Below are 23,478 nucleotides of genomic sequence, written 5' to 3' on the forward strand. Positions count from 1 at the left end.
CTCATTTAAAAACTTGTTTCGAGCATTAAAATAGGGAATAAATCAAGCGAGGTCATCATGGCTCTGCCTGTATGATTATAGAAAGATTCATTGTATTCTTTAGCTTCAAGACCGGCCCCATTGATGCCGCCAAAGTACCATCCTGTTTCAAGGCTTGCTGTGATTAAGCCCATCGGCCAATTGCCGCTTTCAAAGAAATAGTAAGAGGCTCCGATAAATAAGGCGTTGATGACAAAGGAAGTAGCAGCAGATTTTTTTTGACCGACATACCAATACCCAAGCCCGGGTAGGACGGCGTTGTAGATTTGGGCACGCCTTGGAGATTTCCATTCCCTTCTTATAGAATCACCGAAAGAATAAATAGTGTTGGCGTACTTGGTATCAATGGCGAGGCTTTCAGCAAGGCCCAAGTCTCCGATTCGAAGAGCATCTGAAAGTCTTATAGCAAGGCTTAAGTTGCATTCTTTTTTCTCAATGAGCTGTAAAATTTTATCGGCTTTATCGCATTCCCCAAGTTCTGAATAGCACTCATAGAGAAGAATCAAAAGCTCTCTAAAGCTCGGAAAATCCCCTTGTACGCCTGCCAGATAACTGCTTTCAAAAAATTGAATGGCTTCACAATATTTTTTTCCAAACCAATAGCTTTCAATGATGCAAAATTCTATTTCGTAGAGACGCGCTGTTTCAGCGCGGGGAATTAAAAGCCAGGCTCTTTTATAAAACGTAATGGCACGGTAAAGATCAAGCTCTCTTGCAAAAGCGTGAGCTATGAAAAGCTCTTTTCCCCAGTCTGTTTGCCTTTCGCACTCAGATAGAGGAGGAAAAGCCGTTGGCCTTCTCTCTATATCCTGGCGCGTGATATCAATAGCCGGGCTTGGTTCAAACCGGGCGGCTTTACTGCTGCAGCTTGAAAGGAAAATCGAAACTCCAATCAAGCTGAAGACTATTTTAGTGGCAGTGATCTTTATGATATCTTTCATAATAGTCGTAGCCTGAGCAGCACTCTTTTTCATCTTTTAAGGAATCGCTATCAATTAAATTTAGCCAATCCAGGGTTTCTTGACAGTCCAGCTTCCAAAGATTTTTTGTTCGGCCTTTGACTCTGTAAACATTTTGCTGATGCCTTGTCAGATTATCTATTTGTTCCTCGGTGTCAATTAACTGCGGCCTAATGAAGATCATCAAGTTACGTTTTTGATCAAGGTATCTTTTCTCTGTGAAAAGAGCGCCTATTAAAGGAGCTCCTCCAAGGCATGGGACATGGTCTCTAAATCTTCTTGTTTCATCGTTGATCATACCGCTTAAGACTATAAAGAAGCCATCAGGGACATGAACACGTGTTTTGGTCTTGCTAATTCTTGTTGTGGGTCCGGCAGAGGCATCTGAAAGCGCGTTGCCGGTATCTGTTGAATCGGGAGCAATTGAGCTGACTTCCTGCTCGATCTCAAGTGTGATGATATTTGAGTTCCCAAGGAATGGAGTCACTCGGAGGAGTGTTCCAACGTCCCTAAACTCGAAGTTGCTTGTTAGGATGCTTCCTTGGTCGTTTGAAATACTTTGCGTTCTAAAACGAGTGTTGATTCCAACAAATATCTCAGCTGTGACGTTATCTTCCGTAATAATTTTTGGATTCATAATGACATTTGAATCAAATTTTTGGTGCAAAGCTTTGACAAAAGCTGAAAGCGAACCAAATTCCCTTCCGCCAACAGAAATAGTTTGTCCGATAATTCCAAAACGGTACCCGGAATCGGTCAAAGCAGTAATGGCATCCGGAAAAGCTACCCCTAATTCATCAACAACGGCAGCCCCCAAAAGGTTCGTGCCGGCTGTTCTAAGAAGACCCGGAATTGGGGATGCTCCTGTAAGGAATCCTTGAGCGCCGGCGACATCTCCCCCTGCAAAACGAGAACCCCAGTTGACGCCAAGTTCAAGCGAGTCATCGATGTCAAGTTCCATGATAAGCATTTCAATGAATACCTGACGCAAAGGGGAGTCAATCTCATCGACGAGTTCTTTTATTTTAAGAAGAGCCTCAGGGGTTCCTGTAAATACAAGCGAGTTAGAAGGCTCAAGCCATTGAACGCTATTAATGGCGCTTAATAAATCTTGGTTGATTGCGGTTGTGTCGCTTAAACTTTGGCCAATTCTAGCAATCGCTTGCTCAACGGAATCGCCTTTTCTAAATTGAAGTTTGTGAATATAGAATCTTGTTCTTTCAATGTGGCCAAGGGGAAGAGTTTCAACGGTCGCAGCCCTTACTTTTTTTCCTGAAAAAATTGAAGATCCGGGGTTTAGGACAAAGCGCCATTTTCCGTCGGGTCCAAGTTCCCAACGTCCTTCAGGAGCGCCTGTATCAACGCCTCTTGTCACTCTTCCGGGTTCATACTCCCAGTTGCCGTTTGGATCAGATTTCCATGAACCCGATGGGGGCCTTTCTTGGTCTCGACCGCTTCGATCAAAGGGACTATAAAACCAGTTTCCATTGGAATCAAGTTCCCATTTTCCTTTGACTTGAGGGGTCTTGTAAACACTACCTTCAGGGGGCTCTTCCTGTCCCTCTTCTGTAAAAGGTCTCTGGACTTCTTTTTGCGGGACATATTTCAATTCATTCAAGTCATATATTCCGGTGGTGCCATCATTTTGATCGAGTCTTTGCAATACCGGAATCGCTCTTTCAACAAGAAAGGGCGTAGAGATAATAAAAATACTGTTAGAGGGAGCGTGAGGCACAAAAGTTATAGGTTGGCCTCTTGCGATGGACGTTAGGATTTGCTCAGCGCTTCTAATTAAATCGTCTATAAAAGCATTTCTGACCACATATTGACCAACCACTAAGCTGCTATTTGGCGCATCCACACTTCTGATTAAATCAGAAATTTTTTGAATATTGGATAGGATGTCTGTGACTACAAGATGATTGGTTTCTTGTATCGGCTGAACGATAGCTTTATCAGAAAGCATAGGTCTTATGATAGTGGAGATGGAATCAACAGCGGCTGTGTTTAATCTAAACACACGAGTGATGATATCGGCATCTTTTAAGTCGTTTACCCGTCCGTCCGAGACAATTTTACCGGGCGCTCTATAAGAAGCATTCGGGTGGATAATTAGGGTATTGCCTTCTTCAACGATATCTAAATTTCGAATCCTGAGCTCTTGCATAAGAGCCATGAGAACGTTCTCTAAAGAAGTCGGCTCTTCGGAAATAATTGTAACCGTAAATTGAAGGTCTTCATCTGAGAAGATAAAATTTCTGTTTGAGACGCGGCTAATAAATCTGATGTATTCAATGATGCTGACATTATTGAAGTTAATAAGGATCGACTGTTCTTGAGATTCTTCAGGCGCGTTCTTATTTTCTTCAATTTGCGCTGTAAGGTCTTCTTCTTCTAAATGTTTTAAAGAGCCTCGGCTGACAAAGGAACGAAGGTGTTTAGGCTGGGTTTTAGCCTGAGCATTTTTTGGTGCAGTCTTTTCAATTAAATTTTTGAAGGATTCTTTCGGGAAGGTTCTTGATTCATGAAGAGCTTGTCTTACAGTTGACGTAGGATTTGTTTTTTGCTTCGGAATAATGGTTTGCGGCAAAGAAGTTGCAGGTTCAGCCGGCTCTTCAACTGTGACTTGTGTTTCAGGATGCGAATCAGCAGACTGAAATATAGAATCAATGGCAGAGGATTCAATTCTTTCCCAATTGAAATCATCTTTAGCGTAAAGAGAGTTTATCGGGTCTTTGCTCTTTCTTGAATGACTTTCTATATTTGATAGACTTGCATTGTTTTCTGATTCATCTTTTGATAAATTGCTTGCGAAAAGCGAACTTTCACCGCAAAGATAAGCAACTAAAATGACGCGACATAGCGTATGAGCAGCAAAAAAAATATCCTTCATGGGCCTCGTGTCAAAATTCTATAAAGCGTAACGTTTCATTTACAAAATTTAGTGATCTTTACTTTGTGGAAAAATGCGAGCTAAGCATTAATCAAACAAGCATATTGGTATATGCTACCAAAGAAAGTAAGTAATTTCAAATGAATTAATGTTTTTAAAGATAAAAGTCCACCTTTGACTTTTTTTTCATTATAGTAACAGAGTTTTATAAACTATTAATTACTAGTGCGATAGAAATAGCTCTGGAGGATAAAAAAAATTTAAGGCATTTTTTTGTTGGAAAAGTAAGTAAAAGAACCGATAAAAATGCTTCGCTTTCTAACCCTTGTATTCACGCTCCTTTTCAGTCTATGAATGAGAAGCAAGATTTTTTCTTTTGTCTCTTTTTCTTTTGATTCCAACAAATTTTGTAAAATATAATCTTTGATAGACAAGGTTTCAAGAGGAGACTTCTCATCGTCGCCTGAGCTTAACTTTATGATTAAGCACTCTTCCCCCGGCTTCCAAGGAACTATCAGAGGTTCAAACTTGGCTGTTTGCACTTTTCCAAGTTCACTTGCATTAGATTGAATTTTTAAAGGTTCTTTTTGATCTTTTTTCAAAATCCAAATATCATCGCCGCCGCAAGAGAGGAACTCTAAAGTTTCTTCGATAGGATTTAATTTTAAAAAGTTAAATTGAAAGTGATGGGGCATTCTTTCGCGGAAAAGCATGGCATTCAGCTCTTCTGTCAATTTTTCAATTTTTTCCTCTCTACTATAAAGCGCTTTTACCATACCTCTTAATACAGAGTTGTAAATGACACCTTCGATGCCGGATTCATAGGATTCAATAGTGATAAGTCCATAGGATTTATTTTTTAAAACAAGGAAATCATAAAAAATACTTTTTGAGAGAGTCCCTTTATGGTAAGCATAAGAGCACTCTATATCGCTCCAAAGGGGAGCTTCGGGAACAAGATTATTTTCCGCTAAATGGATGCCTGTTGCGATTTGTCTTAAGGCATCTGAAGGCCCTCCCTCTTTCTGCATATTTTCAGAATGCATATAGCTTGAAATATCGCTAATAAAATCAACGATATCCTGATAGCGATCTTCAGGATTTGCTTGAAGAGCCTTGCTCAAAATTTTTTGCATCCCTTTTGGCATTAGGGATAAGTGGATGCGGCCATGTGAAAGTTTTCCTAAAATTAATTCATAGGTAATGATGCCAAGGGAATAAATATCTGAAGGGTAGCTTACCGAATTTGGATTATTTCTCTGCTCCGGACTCATGTAAATGGGCGTTCCCATAACTCTCATGGAGTTGTCTTCAATTTGTCCTTCTTCTTGAGAGATAAGTTGGGCGATACCAAAATCAATGACTTTAATGATGCGTGAATCTGTAACTAAAATATTTTCTGGTTTAAGGTCTCTATGAATAACGCCGTGAGTATGCAAGTGGCACAAGGCATAGGCAATGTCAATGATGTATTCAAGAGCTTGCTTTAAGGAGATGGGGTATCTAAGCAAAAGCTGTCTTAAAGAAATCCCTTCGATAAATTCCATGGCTATATAAAGACCCCCTTCCCATTGTCCATAACCATAAAGTTTGACGATATTCGGGTGATCGGTCATTGAGATGATTTCAGCTTCATAGAGAAAGCGTTTGATAGCTTCCGGGTTGGAAACGTATTTTGGAGAGAGCACTTTGATTGTGATAGGCTCTTTACTTTCAGGGTGGGTCGCTAAGAAGAGAATGCTCATACCCCCTTTTTGCAGGAGGCTTTCAATTTTGTAAGGTCCAATTTGACGAGGTAAAGCTTCTAGTGATTCAGGATTGAGTTCCTCAAAAGATTCAAATTCGTCTTCCTCATTTTGCATGATTTAAGATCTTCTTTCATTTTAAAGAGATATTAGACTTCTTTTTGAAATTCCATTCGATTATTAAAAATGGCTCTTTTTGACTTCAAAATTTATCAAAAAAAATTACAAAAAAAAATAGCTCATTTTCTCAATCAATTACGAATTATTGAAAGTAGCTATTGATTTCTTTTGAACCCTTAAAATAGATTTATTTTTTTCCGATATCCAGGATGCGGACGCCTAGCACTTCTCCAACTTGGATTAACTCACCTCTAGCAAGCCTTTTTCCATTTAAAACAAGATCCACACCATCTTCCGGTTTTGTAGTCAATTCAATCAAATTGCCGGGCTTTAATTCCATTAACTTTCTTAAGGAAATATGTAATCTGCCAATCTCAACATTTATGGTTAAGGGAACTTCCCCTGTTTTAAGAAGTTCAATCGGGTTTTCCGATTCTAATTTTTGTTTTGGTAAAGCTTCGGGTTTCTCCCGAGTAGGCTCTTTTTTTTCCGGAGCTTCCGAAGAAGGACTTTTGGCTAAGTCAGCTTTGGAGGGTTTGGCTTCCTCTTTTTTTACTTGAGTTTCCTCTAAGTCGTTAAGATCCTCTTCTTCCTCATCGTCCTCGTCATGATAGTCGTCTTCATCATCGTCTTCATCTTCGTGAGAGCTGTCCGTTTCATCAAATTCATCTTCGTCAAAGTCTTCATCGAATTCTTCATCAAACTCTTCAAGAGCGTCTTCGTCAAATTCAAAGTCTTCATCCTCTTCGTCGAAGTCCTCTTCATTATGATCATGAGGTGTCCGTTGCATATTATCCGCCTCGCTGTATGCAGAAGATTCTAAAATTTTTAAAGTATTGCCTTGCAGTTCCCCAAGGTATAAGGGTCTGCCGAGAGCTTTGATAAGAACCCGGCCTTCACCTTTTGCGGGATTTAAGCTAACATAATCAAGTAAGAGAAAGTCGCCTGTTTCAATGGAATTCCATTCATTTTCCTTTAGGTAGGTTTTGCCGATTTCAAGATGTAGAGTAAGGTCTGTAGCCTCGGCAATAGGGGAGCTTGCTATCAACTCTTCAGTAGAAGGGTTGGATTTGGAAACAAAAGCTTTATGAAATTCAGGGGAAATCAATAATCTTCCTGTAAATTGATGAAAGCCGGTATCTATTAGAAGATCTATGGCTAAAGCAGATTCCTGATCATCAATTAAACTCTCTAACTTTTCTATCTTTGGTAAAAATTCCGCTTTCAGGCCTGATTTACCGGCTTGGAAAATGGCTTCAAGGGCGATAAACTTATAAAAGCCTTCAAGGAGCTCCTGATCGTTTTCGTCAAGCTTGGGTTTATTTTCCTTAAAAAGAAGATGAGAAGAAAAGAGGTTTAAATCTTGCTTGGAAACAATAAAGTATAAAAATCCGGGAATGGCCGGGGCTGCAAGTTTTAAGACTTGAGCTTCTACAAAACCTTCTAAGAACCGGTTTTTTTCAACCCATTCAGGGACTTTTTGAGAAATCTCCAATTTGGGAAGTTCTAGCGATTTTTGGATTTTATCTGAAAAATCTTTCCAGGGAAAACTAGAGATGTTGCCCATGGGCTTAACATCTGAAAGAAGAAGGGAACGTGGAATTTTTCGAATCCAATCAAATGATACTGTCATAATTCAAATCCAAAGGTCCAAAAGGTAAACCTTGCCTTATTATATATTAAAACGAGGAAGCGAAATAAAAGCTAGCTCGAATAAAAAAAGCCTGCTTTAAATTTAAAGCAGGCTTTTAAATTTTTTAGCTATAAAGAAAAAGATTATCCGTTTTCTTCCTCATTGTTATCTTGTTCTTTTTTTTGACCTTGAGACTCATCTTTCTCGTCCCTAGTTTTTCTTCCGCTGTCGGCAATAATAGGCTCATCTTTGATTGTCGTTGTTGCGATCATGTGGACTGTATACCCTTTTTGGTCGAGGGCTTGCTTTAAGCTGTCTAAGTTTATATCAAGCACATCCTTAGCTTGTTGTGTTAAATTAGCGAATTGAATATTGATTTCCCCATGAGCTGTTTTAAAAGAAGTCACCGTCACTTCAACTCCATTAAAGAGCCCGGCATTCTTTAAAACCAGGGTGGTTTTTGTCATATCGCTATTCATATTGTTTGTGATTTCTTCACAAAGCTTTAAGATATCGGGAGGGATATCTTGCGCCGAAAGTTTTATTTTATCGGCATAGATGAGCTGATCTTTAGGCCCGAGTGCAAGAACAAATAAGTTTACGCTTGCAAGGTCTTGATCTATTGATTTTTCCGGAATAAGAGAAAGCCCTTTTTTAGAGCTTCCGGAGATTTCAAGATCATCAACCTGTGGAAGAGAATTTTTTATCTCTTCGTCTAAATTAAGTTTTTTAAGAAAAGAAGTTTTTTCTTGAGCCATCTGTCCAAATAATTCAGCCGGAGATTTCACACCTTTTTCAGCATCAAGAGATTTTTTAAAAGCTGTTCTTAAATCTTCATCCTTATTAGCCTCAATGGCAGGTGAACTCCAAGGCTCTTCAGAAGGCGCTACCGGTTTTTCTTTTCCAATTTTTGGAGCTACTTTTGATTCTTTTGCAAGGGTCGGGGTTTGATTAAAATCAGGATCAAGTGATTCTTTTTTTGGCTGTTTTCTTCGATCAACAGCCATTTTTTCTTCCCCAGCTTCTTTTAGAATTTCATCTTCTATCGAGGTTTTCTTGCTGCTTGTGTCCTCATCTTCTTCTTTTCTTTCGCGTCGGGAGAGGATCTTTCTAAAATCTTTCCCTTGCTTTTCTAAAGAGGATGGATGGACGCGCCGGCTGTCCCGATCAACGCTTGATAGGGTTCCTGGCTGAATATTCGGATTAACTTTGAAGAAACTATCAGGTGTCATCTAGCTAGCTTCTCCTTTGACCTTAAGGTCTTCAAATTTTAAAAATCACGTATTGAGAAATATTAAATTTCCCTTAAGTAAAATAAAAATAAAGGAGGGCTTATTCTTTACTCTCCCTCATCTGTTTTAGAAAAATGACGGTTCCCATCTCATCAAGCTCGACTGCTTCTTTAATCTCAATTTCTTTCATCATTTCTTTTTCCCAGTCTTCCCGATGGGTATTTAACTTATCGACGTCTAAACGTCTTTTTTTAAGTTCTTTTTGAGCTTGCTCTAAGTCTTTCCGAGCGACTTCCACTTGCTCTTTCTGTTCCTTTACTTTCTTTTCTTCAACTTTAAGCCTTTCTTTGACTTCTTTAAGATAGACTTTCATTTGAATGATCTTTTCACTTGTCGTTCCATGATCAAATTCGGCTCGAAGCTGTTCTAATTTATCATTATAATGGTTTAAAACCTTGTCCCGTTCCGCTTCCCGCTCTTTCAAGCGTTTTAATTCTTGATCCAAAGCATCTTGCTTAAGCTTAACTACCTTTTCCTGATTTTCAACTCGTCTTTTTTTAACTTCAACGACTTGGATCAAGGGGTAAATTGGCATCTTCATCATGAATAAGATCTATCCTATTAAACTATTTAAAAATGCCCCTTAAAAGTTGAAGGGTTTCTTCAAAAGAACATTTCTCATCAATGTTTTGCTTTAAAAAATTATTCACTTTGTCAACGTGATCGATAGCAAAGTCGCCCGCTTTATCCGAGCCTCGTTTGTATTCGCCGATTTTTATAAGCAATTCATTTTTCTTATAGTTAGCAAGGACTTCTTTCAATTTTCCAACAAGCTGTAAATGCTCTTGCGATGTAATCGATGTAATAACACGGCTTGCTGAAGATAAAACATCAATTGCCGGGTAATGATACTTTCTTGCTAAATCAGCAGAGAGGATTATATGCCCATCTAAAATTGAGCGTGTTTCATCTGAAACAGGCTCATTCATATCATCGCCCGCTACAAGAATCGTATAAAAAGCTGTGATCGAGCCAACATCTGAATTACCCGCTCTTTCTAAAAGTCTTGGCAAGGTAGAGAAAACAGAGGGGGTATAGCCGGCTCTTGCAGGGGGTTCACCGGCTGCAAGTCCAACTTCTCTTAAAGCTCTTGCAAAGCGAGTAACAGAGTCCATCATTAAGATGACGGATTTACCTTGATCTCTAAAATATTCGGCTATAGCTGTAGCTACATAGGCAGCATTTAAACGAAGCTGAGAGGCTTGATCTGAGGTGGATACTACAAGCACAGAACGTTTTAAGCCCTCGGGACCTAGGTCTTTTTCGATAAAGTCCCTAAGTTCACGACCCCTCTCTCCGATTAAACTAATAACGTTTACGTCAGCTTTAGCATTTCTTGCGATCATGCCAAGAAGGGTTGATTTACCACCGCCGGCCGCAGCGAAAATCCCGACTCTTTGACCTTTACCGCAAGTTAAGCTACCGTCGATTGCCCTAATGCCAACAGAAATAGGTTCGCTGATTCTTTTTCTTTTTAACGGGTCCGGCGGATCTTGGATAACCGGGTAAATCGCTTCTGTTTCAAGGGGGCCTTTTGTCTTTAAATCCAAAGGTTCTCCAAGGCCGTTTAGAACCCTGCCAAGGAGCTTTGGCCCGACTTTAATATGAAGAGGCAGCTTTGTTGGAATTACTTCGGAGGAGGGACCAATCCCTGTCATGGGGCCAAGAGGCGATAGAAAAACCTCATCTCTTGTAAATCCGACCACTTCGCATCGAAGAGGTTCGCCTTCTCGTTTAACAAGACATACTTCCCCAATTTTTACATTGGGCACGATGGCTTTAATCAACATCCCGACAACTTCGGTGATTCTTCCATTGACTGTTGTCAATTCGAGTTGATCAATACCTCCGAGGACTTTATCAAGCTGATCTTCAAAATCCATGGGAGCCAATTTCTCCTAAAGTTTTAAGACTTTAAAAAACTTTAATATTAATGATTGAAAAAGGCCCTGCTACAGGGCAGGGCAAACCGTTGTCCTTAAATTTTTTGAAACCTTTACTCGAAAAAGCCTCATCAAAGCTTAAACTTGAACGTTCATAATTGTTTTGGTCGATTCCAGTGCCTTATTCAATAAGCTTGTGAAGAATTCAAGCTCTTGTTGGATGTATCCAACTTTTATCTGTATCGCTAGTAGGTTCGCCGGAGACAATTGCTTATTATTCAAGTGCATGCTCTCAACTTCAAGACCCAAGGTTTTAAGCTGTTCCTGGCCGTTTGTTAAAAAGCCTAGGAATCGATTAATAGGTGTTTGCAATGAAACATCTATCTTGGGTTCAGGAGTGTACTCGAGACCTGCTTTGTCCATAGCTACTTTCAAGCTATCGTCAATGTGGTCAAGTTTGTTGCGCAAAATACGCTGGACCGAGCTTTTAATGTCTAAATCTTTAGTCTCAAGCTTAGTTTTCAAGTCATCAATTTGCGCGATGACTTCTTTTGCTTGGACTGCAAGCCGCTCGGGCGTTGCTGTTTTTGCTACTTGATTCACGCTTCTATTGAGGTGGCGCACTTCATCAAAAAGAGATGATTTCAGCTCTAAATTGTCAGGACCTTTAGTCTGCTTTCCAACTTTCAGGGCATCATCAAAAGTCTCTTTATTAGGCGCAACTCTCGCAAGCTCTTGCTCGATGGCTTGAGCCGGACCGCTCTTTCGAGTGACTTTACTTACTTTTTCTAATTTATCTTCGGTCATAGACAACCAATTTTTTTTAATTATTAAAGTTTAATGGTTGTGGATTCTTTTAACCAATTTACTTTGTTTTTTCGCTTTCTTTTGCGGCATCCGCGAAAAAAGGCGACTTATTCTTTTTTAAATCCTTATCAGCCCATTCAAGAGAGATCTTGCCTAGGCTTTTAACAGTCTCGTCATTTGTTTTTTCCATCGCGTCCCGGATAATTTTTTCTCCCTTTTCCCTCTTCGGCTTTGTGAGTAAAAAGCACATCCCGAGAAAGGTTTTAGCAAGATAATTTTCAGGCTCTTTTTCTAGTACTCCTTCAAATATTTTTGTAGCTTCCTTAAGCTCAAGTTTATTTAAAGAAATATATCCAAGGCCTATTTCCGGTGCGACACTTGTGGGATTCATGACTTGCGCCGCCTTAAAAATACGTGTGGCACTTGTCTCATCCAGTTGCTTAACTGCAACAAACCCAGCTTCTATAAGAAGCGCAAAGTCATCAATATACTCATCCAATTTTTCACTTGCCATACGCGCCCTTGTCATGATCCTTAGGTTGTTAAGTCTTCTAGATTTAAAAATAATCAGCATTTTTGCTAAGCGAATTTCACTTTTGCAAAATACCTAAACGGCGTCAAGCTTTGGGCTAAGAGACTCCAAAGCTTTCGCCGTTGAAGGTGAGGAAAGGAAAAAATCCTAACCTCATTATCCTTTTACGTTCCTTGCCATTGACATGATAGCTGAGTTTGCAGCTGCAATGACAGAAGTTGACATCTCAGACAGTTGAGATAAGTGGTTCATTAACATTTGCATCTCAAACATGTCCCCAATACTGATGGAACTTCTTCTGTTTTTAATCTGGATTAATTTAACTTTCGCACTAATTGTTGCATCATGCACAACATGAAATAAAGTATTAACACTAAATCCAGACTGTACGTTATCGCCATGGAAGAACGTTAAATCTTGGCTTGGCATAATATAATTTCCTCCGTGAAATTATCAATTCCATAAAGAGTCAAACTTATTTGAGGGGCTCCTACTGGAAATTTCATTTCCTAGCAAATCTTGCCTTTCGGAACTTCTCGCTTGTTTGAAACCTTTAAGCGCTTTATTTATCTTCGCGCTTTAAGTGCTTTGCTGGGCCGCATTTAGTTGTTTAAAACTTATTTCTAAGCTCTCTTTTTTAAGGAGCAACAAATGCAGCCCGACAAAGATCTGGAACGCTTATACCGCTTTAATCCTTGTTATCACCTTTAAAAATGCTGCATACCCATGAAGCAAGGCTCCAAAATGATCAAATTCTTCTTTATTCTCGCCGCTTCTCAATACTTGTTTAATCTTTTGGAGGCGCTCTTCAATTTTTTGTTTTAATTCTTTTTGTTTTTCGGCTTTGCCCATTTCCCGCTCTAAATCAAAAACGAATTCTTTCTCGGGTTCTTTCTTCTTTTGCTCTTCAAGTCCAAACATAGAGTTCCTTACAGGTAATAGACGGATTTAATAAAAGAATATACTAAAATATCCTTCCTCTATAATTATATTTTAGCATAAAAAAATCATTTAATCAAGTAATCATCAATTATAAGAAATGTGTAAAGATTTAATTAATTTTACTACTTTAAGTTGATCCTGTACTTGACTCCATCTCTCTCAAGAAAAACAGCTTGAGGAGTAATTTCGGTTATCTTCATAGCATCTAAAAAATCGCCTTTAGTCACAATTTTTCCATCCACGACAACACTTAAAGTTGAGCCTCTTCTTGAAATACCTGAAACTTCATATCTATCGGTGATATCGATCATGGATTTTTCAGGCTCAACGTCTGTTGCCAAGTCTTGAATCTGGTGAATGCCGGAAATGGTCTTTAACTCTTCTAAAACTTCCCTATAATCTCCTTTTTGGGAGATAGGAATGCTTCCTTTTATCGTTAACTCACCATTGACTAATTCTGTTTTTAAAGTCTTAAACCCGCGGTTTTGAAGCATGGCTTTAACCGTATTGGCGAGATTTTCTTCGACGACGACACGATTCTCAAGCAGATCCAAGTAGTTAAAGTTAGCGCTTAAATACTCGGAAAGATCTTCCATATCGGATCTATTTTTCAAGTAACCTGATAAAACAAAGTTCCCGGGGGTGGTCGCCTGAATGTTAACGCTTCTCCACTTAGGGTTTTTAGCGATGATCTGATTGATTTCTTGCCAAACCCCTTCATCTATAATAATCCCGGAATCATCCAAATTTTTTATAAATTTAAGGCCTTGAAGGTTGTAATTTAGCTGTTTTTTTGCGTTATCTGTTAGGACATGGCCTACAAGTAAAAGGGAGCCATTTGATTTATTGTAGTAGTATTGCACAGTTGGAAAAGGGGCTAGAGCATCTTTTAGAAGTGTTTCAGGATCGTACACTTCTTGAACTTGTATCGGTTCGCTTTTAAAAAGAGTAACAACGCCAAGAGCTGTCAAACCAAAGAGGCCTGTCAGTATTCCAATTAATATAAAAGCTGTGAGGGTGGTTCCGGCTTTTTCTTTGAGCTCTTCCGAGGTCATAGTAGGTTTCGGAGGGGGCGGAGGGGGCAGGGGTTCTTCTTTTTTTATCTCTTCTTTTGGCTTGGTTTCTTCCTCTTTTTGTAAGAAGCGGACAATGGAAGGCAAAAGCGGGGAAATGATCGTTTGCATTTCTCCTTCCCTATCAAAAATAACAAAGGATGTAGTTCCAAGAGTGACTACAGAGTTTGGATTAAAGATTTTTTTGCCTTGTATTTTTTCACCATCAACAAGCGTGCCATTTCGGCTTTTTAAGTCTTCGATAGACAGAGTGTCATTTTCTAAAACCTGCACTTTTGCATGCTGTCTTGAAACGCTTGTATCATGAAAAATAATATCGCAAGTGGCAGGGTCTGTCCCAAGAGAGTAAGTTCTACCGGCTTGCATGGTAAATTCAGCGCCGTTATTTGGGCCGGCGATAACTTTTAAAAGCCATCTATCGGTTTCTTGAATATCAAAATCAATTTCCGCAAGAAGTTCGTCGTTATTTTCTTCTTCATCAAACAAAGTGTCGCGTCTTTTTACATGATCTTCGCTATCGTCTTCAATTCCCTCTGATTCTTTAGATTGTTCATGCTCTTTAGATTCTTCAAGGGGAGTATCAGTTATTTCTTTTTGTTGTTCTTCAGGCAAAATAGACTCCTCGATCTTATTCGCAGACACCTGAGAGGTATTAACCTCTCCTTTATCTTTTAATGGTTCTTCTTCTTGAGAATGATTCATGGGCTCATCTTCTGTTGTTTTAGAGGGGTCGTTTTTTTCCTCAAAAGAAGCCTCTTCGGCCTCTTTGTCATTAGTATAAAAACGAAAAATCGTGCTGCCAATTTTTAAAGTATCCCCTTCATGAAGAAGCTTTTGACCGGCAACTTCTTCTTGGTTGATCTCAATTGGGTTGGTTGTGCTTAAATTCTCTACTAATATCCCTTGAGGAGCCTTTCGGCAAATTAAATGTTTTCTAGAGGCTAAGGGGTCTTCAATAAGAAATTGACAAGTTTCAGGATCTCGACCAATAAGCCACTCTTCCCCGTCCTCTAAAGACAGGGTTAAACCCTTTAATTTCCCTTCTTCGGCAATAAGCTTTGGCATAACCCTAATACCGCCAACCTTTAATTAATATTACAACAGCAAAATCTGTGCCATTAGTTAAAAGTATAAATATTAATTCTAATGCTTACTAGCAAGAAATTTTAAATTTTTAGTCTTAGGTATTAAAAATTTAACACAAATTTAGTTTTTGTTGAATCAAATGAAATTAATATTTTCCGTTAAGCATATATTTATAATACCAAAAATCGGCTAGACTGTTAAGTATTTTTGTTTATTTATGTTGGAGAGCCTCATCCCGCCAAAAATCAACCGTAACAATAAAATCTTCCAGGGCCCCTGCGAACACATCATAATTTGATTCTAAAGATAGTTTATTTGTAAGAATAATATTTTTTCCATCTTCGCTTAAAGAAAGAAATCCGCCTTGCGTTCCTTGCCCAAAGAGGTTGCCTTCTAGCATTTCTTGGAAAAAAGCTTCTTTATGAACTTTAGGCGTGGGAGCAATAGTTGAAGTAAAAGAGATGGAACTTAAGCCTTCATTGATTGTGATCGATAAATTTTCATCGATCGGGAGAAAGTAGACGCCGGGCATAGAAGGAGTTAGAGGATTTTCAAGTTTTAACTCGCGGCTGAACTCTTGCATGAAAGTATCTAATTTACCCATTTTATCCTCAAATCTTTAAAAAAATCCCCATCCTCAATGTCCTTTAAAGATGGGGATTTAGAAATCAATTAAGTGCTTATTGTGTGGGTCCAAGGCCTTTATGAGCTTGGAGCGCTTGTTCGTAAACCATTTTCAGCATTTCAAGGCATTTGCTGACAAGTTCAGCCAAGTTCTTATCGGATTCAGAGCTTGATGATTGCAGTTGGGTATAAACATCTTTTAAGCCTTCTTGAACTTTTTGATAACGTTCAATTAACCCTTTTTCAATGGTCGGCCCGATTTGGCCAAAGCTTGAAACCATGCCGCCGATACCTTGCCCTAAAGATCCAAGACCCATACTGGCCGAGCCAAGAACACTTGCGCTTCCGGTAAACCAGTTGTATTTAAATCCTTCCATGCCTCCAGTTGGAGGTTTAGAACTAGCCATGGCCCTATTATATTGTACCGTACGGGTGACAGATCCGGCAGCGCCAAGCATACCTGTAACCATCGATAAACCGCCAAAAGCCGCTTGTATTGCTGAACCGATACCTTGCATCATAAGCATATCGGCTTGTTTTTCAGCAGCTTCTTTAATGGCGTTGCCGATGTTATAAGCGCTTTCCATAATGAGTCCCATAGCGGCCACTCTTGCCCCCATTTCAGTAAGCCTTGCAAGACGCATGACTCTTGCCATTTCCATCATGGCCATCGTAATATTTACAAGATAACTTGCCGCCATCCAGGGGTTCCACCCCGGGATATCAACGCCTGATGCAGCGCCGGTTGATGCAGTCCTATCCGCAGCAGTTTTTTCATTGGTTCGATCCTCAATACCGAGGGATTTGGATACGACGGGCTTGCTTGAGTCAAGTGTTTTTAAAACGATATCGCTTAAGATGATAGAACCATAAAAATCCACAAGGTCTTTATCTAATACAAGAGGGGCATAATGCTGATCATCAAGAACGTCTTTTGAGAAAACTTCAAATATGCCATAACCGGATAGCATTTTTTCCATCAGTTCTTCTTGCGCTTTTGGGCTTGCATCAATTAACGCTTGGTCAGGTTGAGGCATGAATAGTGCTAGCATCTCAGGGTCAAGCAAAGGATTACTGGGAGATTGATTATTAATCGTCATGGATAAACTCCTTTTTGCTTTAATCTTAAGCTGCTTTTCAGATAATAAAAGGGATAAAGCAGCTTTGCATTGTTACACTTGAACAATGCTAGTTTGTATATTTCCGCCATCTTCAACGCCTTCAAAAAAAGCTTGATAGAGAATAGTGGCTAAGTCTTTATAGCTTGTAAGGTCGCTTTTTACTTTTTCCGCATCCATGCCAACTAAGCCTAAGGCTTGATAGATAGCTTCTGAAAAACCATTATAGTCGCCTTTGTTAACGGCAAGCCGGGCTTCCGTTAAGAAAGAGGAAAAATTTTGTATTGCAGCGGCATTTGCATCCCCGCCGACTGATATAAGTGCAATAAGCATATTTTCAGAAAGGCTTAAGCGATTGCTAAATTGAGGTTCCAATTCTTTTAAGAGCCTTTCAGCAACACTTGGGTCATGACTTCCGATTGAAAGATTAAATAAGCTTAAAGCAGCAAGTTCAAGCGCACCTTCTATTATTTTTCCATAAGATGCATTGACTTCCAATCCATAGGCGTTATTACCGCTTCCATTAAAAAAAAGTCTCTCCAAAAGGTTTTGTTCCAAATAAACTCTAGCTATATTCGCTGCTAATTGCTCTTTTGTCTCTAGATCTTTTTCTATCTGTTCTCTGACGATATCAGATTTTTCATCCCTATCTTTATCTTCGCCTACTTTGAGCAGCCCGTTTGAGAAAATAAGCGCAGCTGTCAAATAGGAGGTGGTGAGGTGATGGAATAACTCTCTTGCTGCGGGAGATAAATTTGAGAGCAAAGTTGAAGTAATTCCATTCGATAGGTTTTCTGCGATCATTCTCACACTATCGTTAGCGAGTTGAGTTGGTTTTCCTTCAGCATTGGTTTCCAAATTGGCTAAAGCAAAGCCGATCAAATGAGCGTTTGGCCCCTCGCCTAAACTTAAGGAAAGCGCTGATAAATAGAGGTTTTCAATAAGAGGGTTTAGAATCAGTAGATTTTCTCCGAAATCCTTACTGTTGATGTTCTCTTTTACGAGTGAAAGATGTTCCAGCACATTATTTAGAGCGGTTTGCTTTTCAAAGGAATCGATTTTACCAAAAGAGCCTAAGATATTGGAAAGAGTGTTAATTTCAATTAAATGCCCAAGAAGCACATCAAAGAAAGGGAGATTTCTGCCTTCTGTTTGTAAATAATTAACCCCGGTTTGGGTTACTGTATTTGCCTGTTCTAATAAATTGGCAGCAATGTTGTTAGGCATCGACAAAAATCTTTTTTCAACCAAAGCTAAATCGCTTTTTGGATCAATCGGCTCTAAAGACTTGCTTAAACCAATTAAAATAATAGCAATCCCATTCAAAAGTTGATTTAAAGAGATAAAGGGAGTGTCTTGATCTCTTACATCTTTTTTTAATTCAGCATCAAAACGATCTTTTAAATCTTGGGGAAGCATTTTTTTTAGTTCTTCCATCAAATCCCCTATGGGAGGTTCTTTTTTTTCACTTGGAGGGTTATTTACCCGTAAATTATAAAGCGGGAACTCAAGGGATGGAGAACTTGAAGACGTAGGGTTTCTTCCGTAAGGGTGTCCAAGTTGGATAGACATGGCGATGGAATCTTTGGTCATGCCAACGGCTAGATGCTGTAGAAGAGAGCCCGGAATAAAATCAGGGTGCAAATTCTCTTGGTAAGGCGACGGGCCGCTTCGATGAAGGTTAGGGTCTGTGCCCGAAGTTGTCATGTATCTCTCCTGGAGGTTGAATCCTTTTAGGCAGGGCAACTAAGATAAGTCTTTTTTAAGATCCACCCTCTTTTTTATTTTTTTTATTCAAATCCTCAATATAAGCTAAGAGTCGTTCCTTATTGGCATCCCACATCAGTTTAATTTTCCTCTCTAAAGCTTGATATTTAGGAATATCTTTTGTTCTTTTTAATAATCCATGCATAGAACCATAAGCGGCAGGATAATCCCCAAGCTTTAAGAAGCAGTCCACCAAGTGGTAGTAAGGCAAGGGGTTTAGCTTGTCAAGATAAGCAGCTCTTAAGTACCATGCCACCGCATCTTGAGTATGTTTCATCATTTGAAGACAGGCGCCTGCGTTAAAAATTATTTTTGGAGAATTGGGGATTAGCATATCTAAAATTCGATAAGTGCCATAAGCTTCTTCATACCTGCCGCTATAGTATTGCCGGCTTGCTTCCCCATAAATCCACTCAAGAAAATCAGGTTCCATTTCAAGCGCTTTCGCAAGAGATTGACCGTCGATAAAGATTTGAGATAGATGCTTTCTTATATTATTTTTTTCCTCATCGGACATTTCTCTTGTTTCAGCTACTTTTTCTATAGTGTTGTCTATCCATTTTTCTAGGTTTTCCTTAGTCGGGATATCCTCTTCGGTCATATTTTTTATAGCATCGCTTATAAGAGGTTTTAAAAATGCAACCCCTTCCTTTACTTGCGTTTCAGAGAGCTCGTTTTCCGAATAGGTTTTCATAAGCTCAGCAATAATATCGCTTTCAGTAAGAACCGCTTTTTCTTCAGAAAGAGGATCTTGTTCCTCCATATCCGACTCCTTATCTTCAGGCTTATAAATTCCTGAAAGGGTGCTTTTAGCATCCTTTCAGCGATGTCTAACTGCCGCTTTGCAACGCAAGCCATCCTTGTCCGGAAGAAGCGTCTTGGAATTTTTTGGTTTGCAAAGCGTTAATTTCTTTAATAAATTCAGCTACAGGGCCCATAGATTCAATTAATTCTTGAATGACTTGCTTTAATAGCTTGATTAAAGCGCCGATTTCTTCAATATAGGCCTGGGAAGCTGCAATCTTTTTAGCGATTTCTGCCATTAAAAAGGCAAGTTTTGCTTGATTGATACCCTCTACCATGTTTTGAATACCCGTACCGATACTGCTTCCTGAAATAGCCAAGTTACCGACAACATCTGTTTTATCTTTAACAGACATCTCCTTAAAACCTTTAAAAATTTTGTCCAATTTTAAGGTGTCTTTTATTTTCTTAAAGAGGTCCTCAAGCCGTTTAGCATATTCTTGAACTTTTTTCGTAAATTCTTTTAAGATTTTAGGAGCTTCTTCCATTGCATTTTTTGCAACTTTAGTAATGGCCTCTTTAAGTGCATCGGCAGTGTTTTGCGCCCAGGTTTTAACGTTATTCATATAGAATTTTATGGTGTCAGTGACTGATTTTGTCCATTCTTTAACTTGGTTTATAGCCGTTTTCACAAACTCAACAATTTTCTTTAAAATGTTTGTGACTATTTGGACCACTTTTTGAACGGCTTGGACAATCCTTGCTACCATTTGCCCGACATTTGATAGCATTTGCATAAGTCTCGCAATAAGAGAAGTTATCTGAGCGGTAATATTAGCCACTTGCGAGGCGATCATTCCAACTCCGACAGGAGGCAAAATAGCTGCTATAACGCCGCTAAAGATACTGACGGCAATTGTGATGACAATTGTTACCACCATAACCGCAATCATTACGGCCATTGTAGCCCACATGACATCTTTGTCACTGCCGCCGCAGACTCCCTTGACAAAATCTTTCATCATTCCGGATTTTGAAAGCCCTTCCATAAAAAAGGTAAGGCCTATCATCAACCCTGTCATACCGCCGCCTACAAGGCAGAGGGCAGTGATTGCTATAACCATTAAAGCTTTGACCATAGAGCGCATGAACATCCCAAACTTACTGTCAGGGAATATTTTTTCAAGGACAGTATCTAATACGTTAAAGCACTCTTGCATGAGGTCTGGACCGCCGGCAGCTTGCGATAAAGAGTTTGAAAGCATAAAAAGGGCAAGACCCATTAAAAGCGGGTTTCCTGTCATGACAGCCATGACCACCATCATAACCGACATGATAGGCATAAAAATCTTCATGAAGGTTTTTTTACTATCGCTTTGTTGTTTAGCTCCTTTGCCGCCGCGCGATTTTTTAGCTTCTTCTGCCTGTCTTCTAGCTTCTTCTATTTTATTTTTCTGCATGTCTAAAACAGCAGCATTAAGCATTTTTGAAGCTTTAGATAAGCTTATCTCAACATTATAGAGCATCTCTTGCAATTTGTTTAAATTTTCACCGACTCGTTTGAGATAATCTAGAAGAAGAGCCCTATTAGGGTCATCGGGCGCCATATTTTTTAAAACCTCTTCACCCAATTTTTTGAGATCTTTTAAGAGGGAGGTCCCGTTTTTCATTATGGCTAAAGTGGGAGGATCGACAACCGGATTTGCTACTTTGTTATTGGGTTTCCAGGAAGCCGGCAAATTTAAATTTTCCATGACTTCGGCTGTCGTTTGTTTAACAAGCGTTTCAAGCAGGGTTTTAATAATAGGAGAGGCGGTTTGAGGGTTTTCGAGAGCTTTCAATACGGCAAGCTGCTGATCGACAGGAAGTCCGGCTTTTGCAAGATTTGCAGCGAATGCATCCCTCCATACACCGTCGGTATAGGATTGAGCAAGCTCCTGAGTAAGGGAAGGACTCCATTGCGAAGGCAAGCCTGATCCTTGTTGAAAATTTTGTAAGACTTGGCCAAAAAGAGCTTCATATTTACCTTTTAAAGCAGCTTGATCAGGGTCTTTAGGGTCGGGAAAATTTCGGATGGCGTTAAAAACATTAAATTCTTTTTGTGTGATGGTTCCATCGTAGAGTTTGGTAAAGAGCTCTCCTTTAAATTCATCTAAAAATTCAGCATTTAGCGTTGCATTGAAATATTCAGCACCGGCCGGTGGAATATCCGCATCGCTTGGTATGCCCCACTTTGTCGAAAGTTCAGCCCCGGCAGTCTGTAAAATTTTAGCAAAGGTGACCGCTTGTTCTTTGGTTAAACCGGTTGTGACCCCGTTGTAGTAAGCATTTTTTAAAGCGGTTAGATCTTTCGGATCGCTGACAAGGTCACTCAGTGTATTTTCAAAGACTCTATCTTTTACAGCTCCAAGGTCTTCTTTTAACGATTCTAACTCAGCGGATGACGGCCATCCGGAAGGAGATCCTTCTTGCAAAGATTTAAGAGCTAAAAGGATCTTTGACTCTCCCTGAATATTCGGAAAAAGAAGGGCTAGTTTAATTTTATTCTCTGCTTGCTCAGGTGTTAAGTTGCCATTTTCTTTAAGGAAATTTTCATCCTTAACAAGTGAGAGAAGACGATTTTGAAATTCTGTATCAAAGTTTTTTTGTTGTTCACTTCTTGGTGAAAAAGGCGATGCTTGAGTATCCCCATTTAAAAAATTATTAAGGACTTCCTGTTGGTCAAAAGAGGTTGCACCATACTCTTGAGGATTGGGAAGATGAGGGTTATTGGCATTAAACACATACTCTAAAACATAACCTAAGCTTCCAAGAGAGGATAGTTGATCTGAAAAAGTAGTTTTTCCAGCAGTTGCAACTGCTGCATTTGGATCATTTGGATTTACACCTACACCCCATTGGAAGACACCGCCAGTGCCCAAATTGATGTTTCCACCCATTATCATTCTCCTTCTTAAGTGAACCGGCTTATGGTTGGCGGAAAAAATGCATTATTAAACCGGTCAGTCGTCAGTCTTCTAAAATGATTAAAAACTAGAATCCCTAGTTTTTATCGGTGCGTTATCTTAAAGCACCATTACCCTTACGGTTCGGTACATTACTTTTTAGGTTCTGAAGAAGGGTTTTTTTCCTGATTTCCGGTTTGAAGGTCTTTTTTCAAACTCTGAATTGTCATTTGCGCCCTATCTTTCAGGGTTTTATATTCAGGTTTGTCTCCGCATTGCTGAACCGCGAGCTCTAGGGAGACAAGTGCCGATAATTTATCTTTCATCTGAATATAACAATCAGAAGCATGATAATGCGGGATTGGGTTATGGGCATCGATGGCTGTGCAAAGCATGTAAGCTTCCGCTGCCGCTTTAAAATCTTTGAGCATATGCAAGCATGCAGCAAGGCCCATAGCATATTTAGCTTCCGTACCGTTGACCATGATTAAAAGTCTGAAAAGCTGTCCGGCCTCGCGATACTTCCCGGTATTATAGAGTCTATAAGCTTGTCCATAAATCCCTTCAATCATGGCGTCACTTAAGCCCATGAATTCTTTAGGCATCAGGCGGCTCATCTGCTTGTTAGCTTGATTCAGCTTTTCGTCGCCCATCTTTTCTTTCAGTTGCTTGCCCAATTCTTGAGCTGCTTTTCCTACTTGTTGTTGTTCGCCTTTCATGGCGAGTTCCTCCTCGCTATAGGAATTCATTTTTCTATTATCTTTTTCAGCCTAAAAAACCTGTAAGCTTAAGCCTATTTAAATATAGCGCCTAAAATCGTACTCAACTGTTGTAAAAGGGAGGTAGCCATACTCGTTTGTTGGTTAACCGCATCAGACATTTGGTTAACGGTGGTTTGCAATGTTTTAGCATCGTCTGAAACTACTTGTCTTCTAGATCTCAATTGTTCTGTGTAGGTAGAGTTCGCTCTGTTTAATTCGTCACGAATATCTCTTTGGGATTGCGTATCCTTATCTACTAGATCCCCGTTTTTCATTGTGAACGAGTGAACAGAGTCAAGTTGGTCAGTGTAGGCTTTTTGCCAGTCGGTTAAAAATTTTAAACGGTCAGAGGTGGCAGCTGTTGCTTTTTGCAACACTTCAATCATTCTGACTAAGAGTAAGAATACGCGATCGATTACGTTAGTTCTTGAAAATTCCGAGTTTTGCAAATCAAGGGAAATACTCTCCGACCCGTTTATATAAACTGGAGTGGTCATATGTTCCTCCTAAACGAA

General features: G+C 39.5%; 19 protein-coding genes. All 19 read right to left on the minus strand.

Annotated elements, in window-relative coordinates; all coding sequences use genetic code 11:
* Window positions 1-5: 5 nt before the first annotated feature.
* On the minus strand, window positions 6-980 hold the full coding sequence (locus CSEC_RS00480) for a hypothetical protein (protein WP_053331651.1): 975 nt from the start codon (window positions 978-980) through the stop codon (window positions 6-8).
* Window positions 949-3,891, minus strand: coding sequence for a secretin N-terminal domain-containing protein (locus CSEC_RS00485; RefSeq protein ID WP_053331652.1), 2,943 nt, complete (start codon window positions 3,889-3,891; stop codon window positions 949-951). Before CSEC_RS00485 ends, CSEC_RS00480 begins: the two co-directional genes overlap by 32 nt.
* Before the next feature lie 260 nt (window positions 3,892-4,151).
* A complete protein-coding gene (locus CSEC_RS12480) occupies window positions 4,152-5,753 on the minus strand; it encodes a serine/threonine protein kinase (RefSeq protein WP_053331653.1) in 1,602 nt (533 codons plus the stop codon).
* Window positions 5,754-5,943: 190 nt separating this feature from the next.
* A complete protein-coding gene (sctQ, locus tag CSEC_RS00495; protein WP_041016455.1) occupies window positions 5,944-7,389 on the minus strand; it encodes a type III secretion system cytoplasmic ring protein SctQ in 1,446 nt (481 codons plus the stop codon).
* A gap of 143 nt (window positions 7,390-7,532) precedes the next feature.
* Window positions 7,533-8,621 (minus strand): hypothetical protein, encoded by a 1,089-nt coding sequence (locus CSEC_RS00500; RefSeq protein WP_041016456.1) that lies wholly within the window; start codon window positions 8,619-8,621, stop codon window positions 7,533-7,535.
* 100 nt (window positions 8,622-8,721) lie between these two features.
* Window positions 8,722-9,225, minus strand: a complete 504-nt coding sequence (locus tag CSEC_RS00505; protein ID WP_237559183.1) for a type III secretion T3S chaperone — start codon at window positions 9,223-9,225, stop codon at window positions 8,722-8,724.
* A 22-nt stretch (window positions 9,226-9,247) separates the two neighbouring features.
* Complete coding sequence (gene fliI, locus CSEC_RS00510; RefSeq protein ID WP_041016457.1) at window positions 9,248-10,564, minus strand: flagellar protein export ATPase FliI; 1,317 nt, start codon at window positions 10,562-10,564, stop codon at window positions 9,248-9,250.
* Between the two features lie 138 nt (window positions 10,565-10,702).
* Window positions 10,703-11,371, minus strand: coding sequence for a hypothetical protein (locus tag CSEC_RS00515; protein ID WP_041016458.1), 669 nt, complete (start codon window positions 11,369-11,371; stop codon window positions 10,703-10,705).
* A gap of 58 nt (window positions 11,372-11,429) precedes the next feature.
* A complete protein-coding gene (locus CSEC_RS00520) occupies window positions 11,430-11,885 on the minus strand; it encodes a CdsG family type III secretion system protein (RefSeq protein WP_041016459.1) in 456 nt (151 codons plus the stop codon).
* A 174-nt stretch (window positions 11,886-12,059) separates the two neighbouring features.
* Window positions 12,060-12,332, minus strand: coding sequence for a DUF5407 family protein (locus CSEC_RS00525; protein ID WP_041016460.1), 273 nt, complete (start codon window positions 12,330-12,332; stop codon window positions 12,060-12,062).
* 249 nt (window positions 12,333-12,581) lie between these two features.
* On the minus strand, window positions 12,582-12,824 hold the full coding sequence (locus CSEC_RS00530; RefSeq protein WP_041016461.1) for a DUF5398 family protein: 243 nt from the start codon (window positions 12,822-12,824) through the stop codon (window positions 12,582-12,584).
* 143 nt (window positions 12,825-12,967) lie between these two features.
* Window positions 12,968-14,983, minus strand: coding sequence for a type III secretion system inner membrane ring subunit SctD (sctD, locus tag CSEC_RS00535; protein ID WP_041016462.1), 2,016 nt, complete (start codon window positions 14,981-14,983; stop codon window positions 12,968-12,970).
* A 232-nt stretch (window positions 14,984-15,215) separates the two neighbouring features.
* Entirely contained in the window at window positions 15,216-15,608 is a 393-nt protein-coding gene (locus CSEC_RS00540; RefSeq protein WP_041016463.1) for a type III secretion system chaperone, read from the minus strand.
* 76 nt (window positions 15,609-15,684) lie between these two features.
* Window positions 15,685-16,728, minus strand: coding sequence for a hypothetical protein (locus CSEC_RS00545; protein ID WP_041016464.1), 1,044 nt, complete (start codon window positions 16,726-16,728; stop codon window positions 15,685-15,687).
* A 72-nt stretch (window positions 16,729-16,800) separates the two neighbouring features.
* Complete coding sequence (locus tag CSEC_RS00550; RefSeq protein WP_041016465.1) at window positions 16,801-18,453, minus strand: hypothetical protein; 1,653 nt, start codon at window positions 18,451-18,453, stop codon at window positions 16,801-16,803.
* A gap of 55 nt (window positions 18,454-18,508) precedes the next feature.
* Window positions 18,509-19,276, minus strand: coding sequence for a hypothetical protein (locus CSEC_RS00555; protein ID WP_041016466.1), 768 nt, complete (start codon window positions 19,274-19,276; stop codon window positions 18,509-18,511).
* A gap of 67 nt (window positions 19,277-19,343) precedes the next feature.
* Window positions 19,344-22,196: a phage tail family protein gene (locus CSEC_RS00560; RefSeq protein ID WP_041016467.1), complete on the minus strand. Its 2,853-nt coding sequence runs from the start codon at window positions 22,194-22,196 to the stop codon at window positions 19,344-19,346.
* A gap of 158 nt (window positions 22,197-22,354) precedes the next feature.
* The gene (locus tag CSEC_RS00565; RefSeq protein WP_237559184.1) at window positions 22,355-22,951 is read right to left on the minus strand and encodes a SycD/LcrH family type III secretion system chaperone; all 597 of its coding nucleotides are present in this window, start codon (window positions 22,949-22,951) and stop codon (window positions 22,355-22,357) included.
* A gap of 44 nt (window positions 22,952-22,995) precedes the next feature.
* The gene (locus CSEC_RS00570) at window positions 22,996-23,460 is read right to left on the minus strand and encodes a hypothetical protein (RefSeq protein WP_053331654.1); all 465 of its coding nucleotides are present in this window, start codon (window positions 23,458-23,460) and stop codon (window positions 22,996-22,998) included.
* Window positions 23,461-23,478: the final 18 nt, after the last annotated feature.

This window comes from Criblamydia sequanensis CRIB-18 (assembly GCF_000750955.1).
GTDB classification, from domain to species: Bacteria; Chlamydiota; Chlamydiia; order Chlamydiales; family Criblamydiaceae; genus Criblamydia; species Criblamydia sequanensis.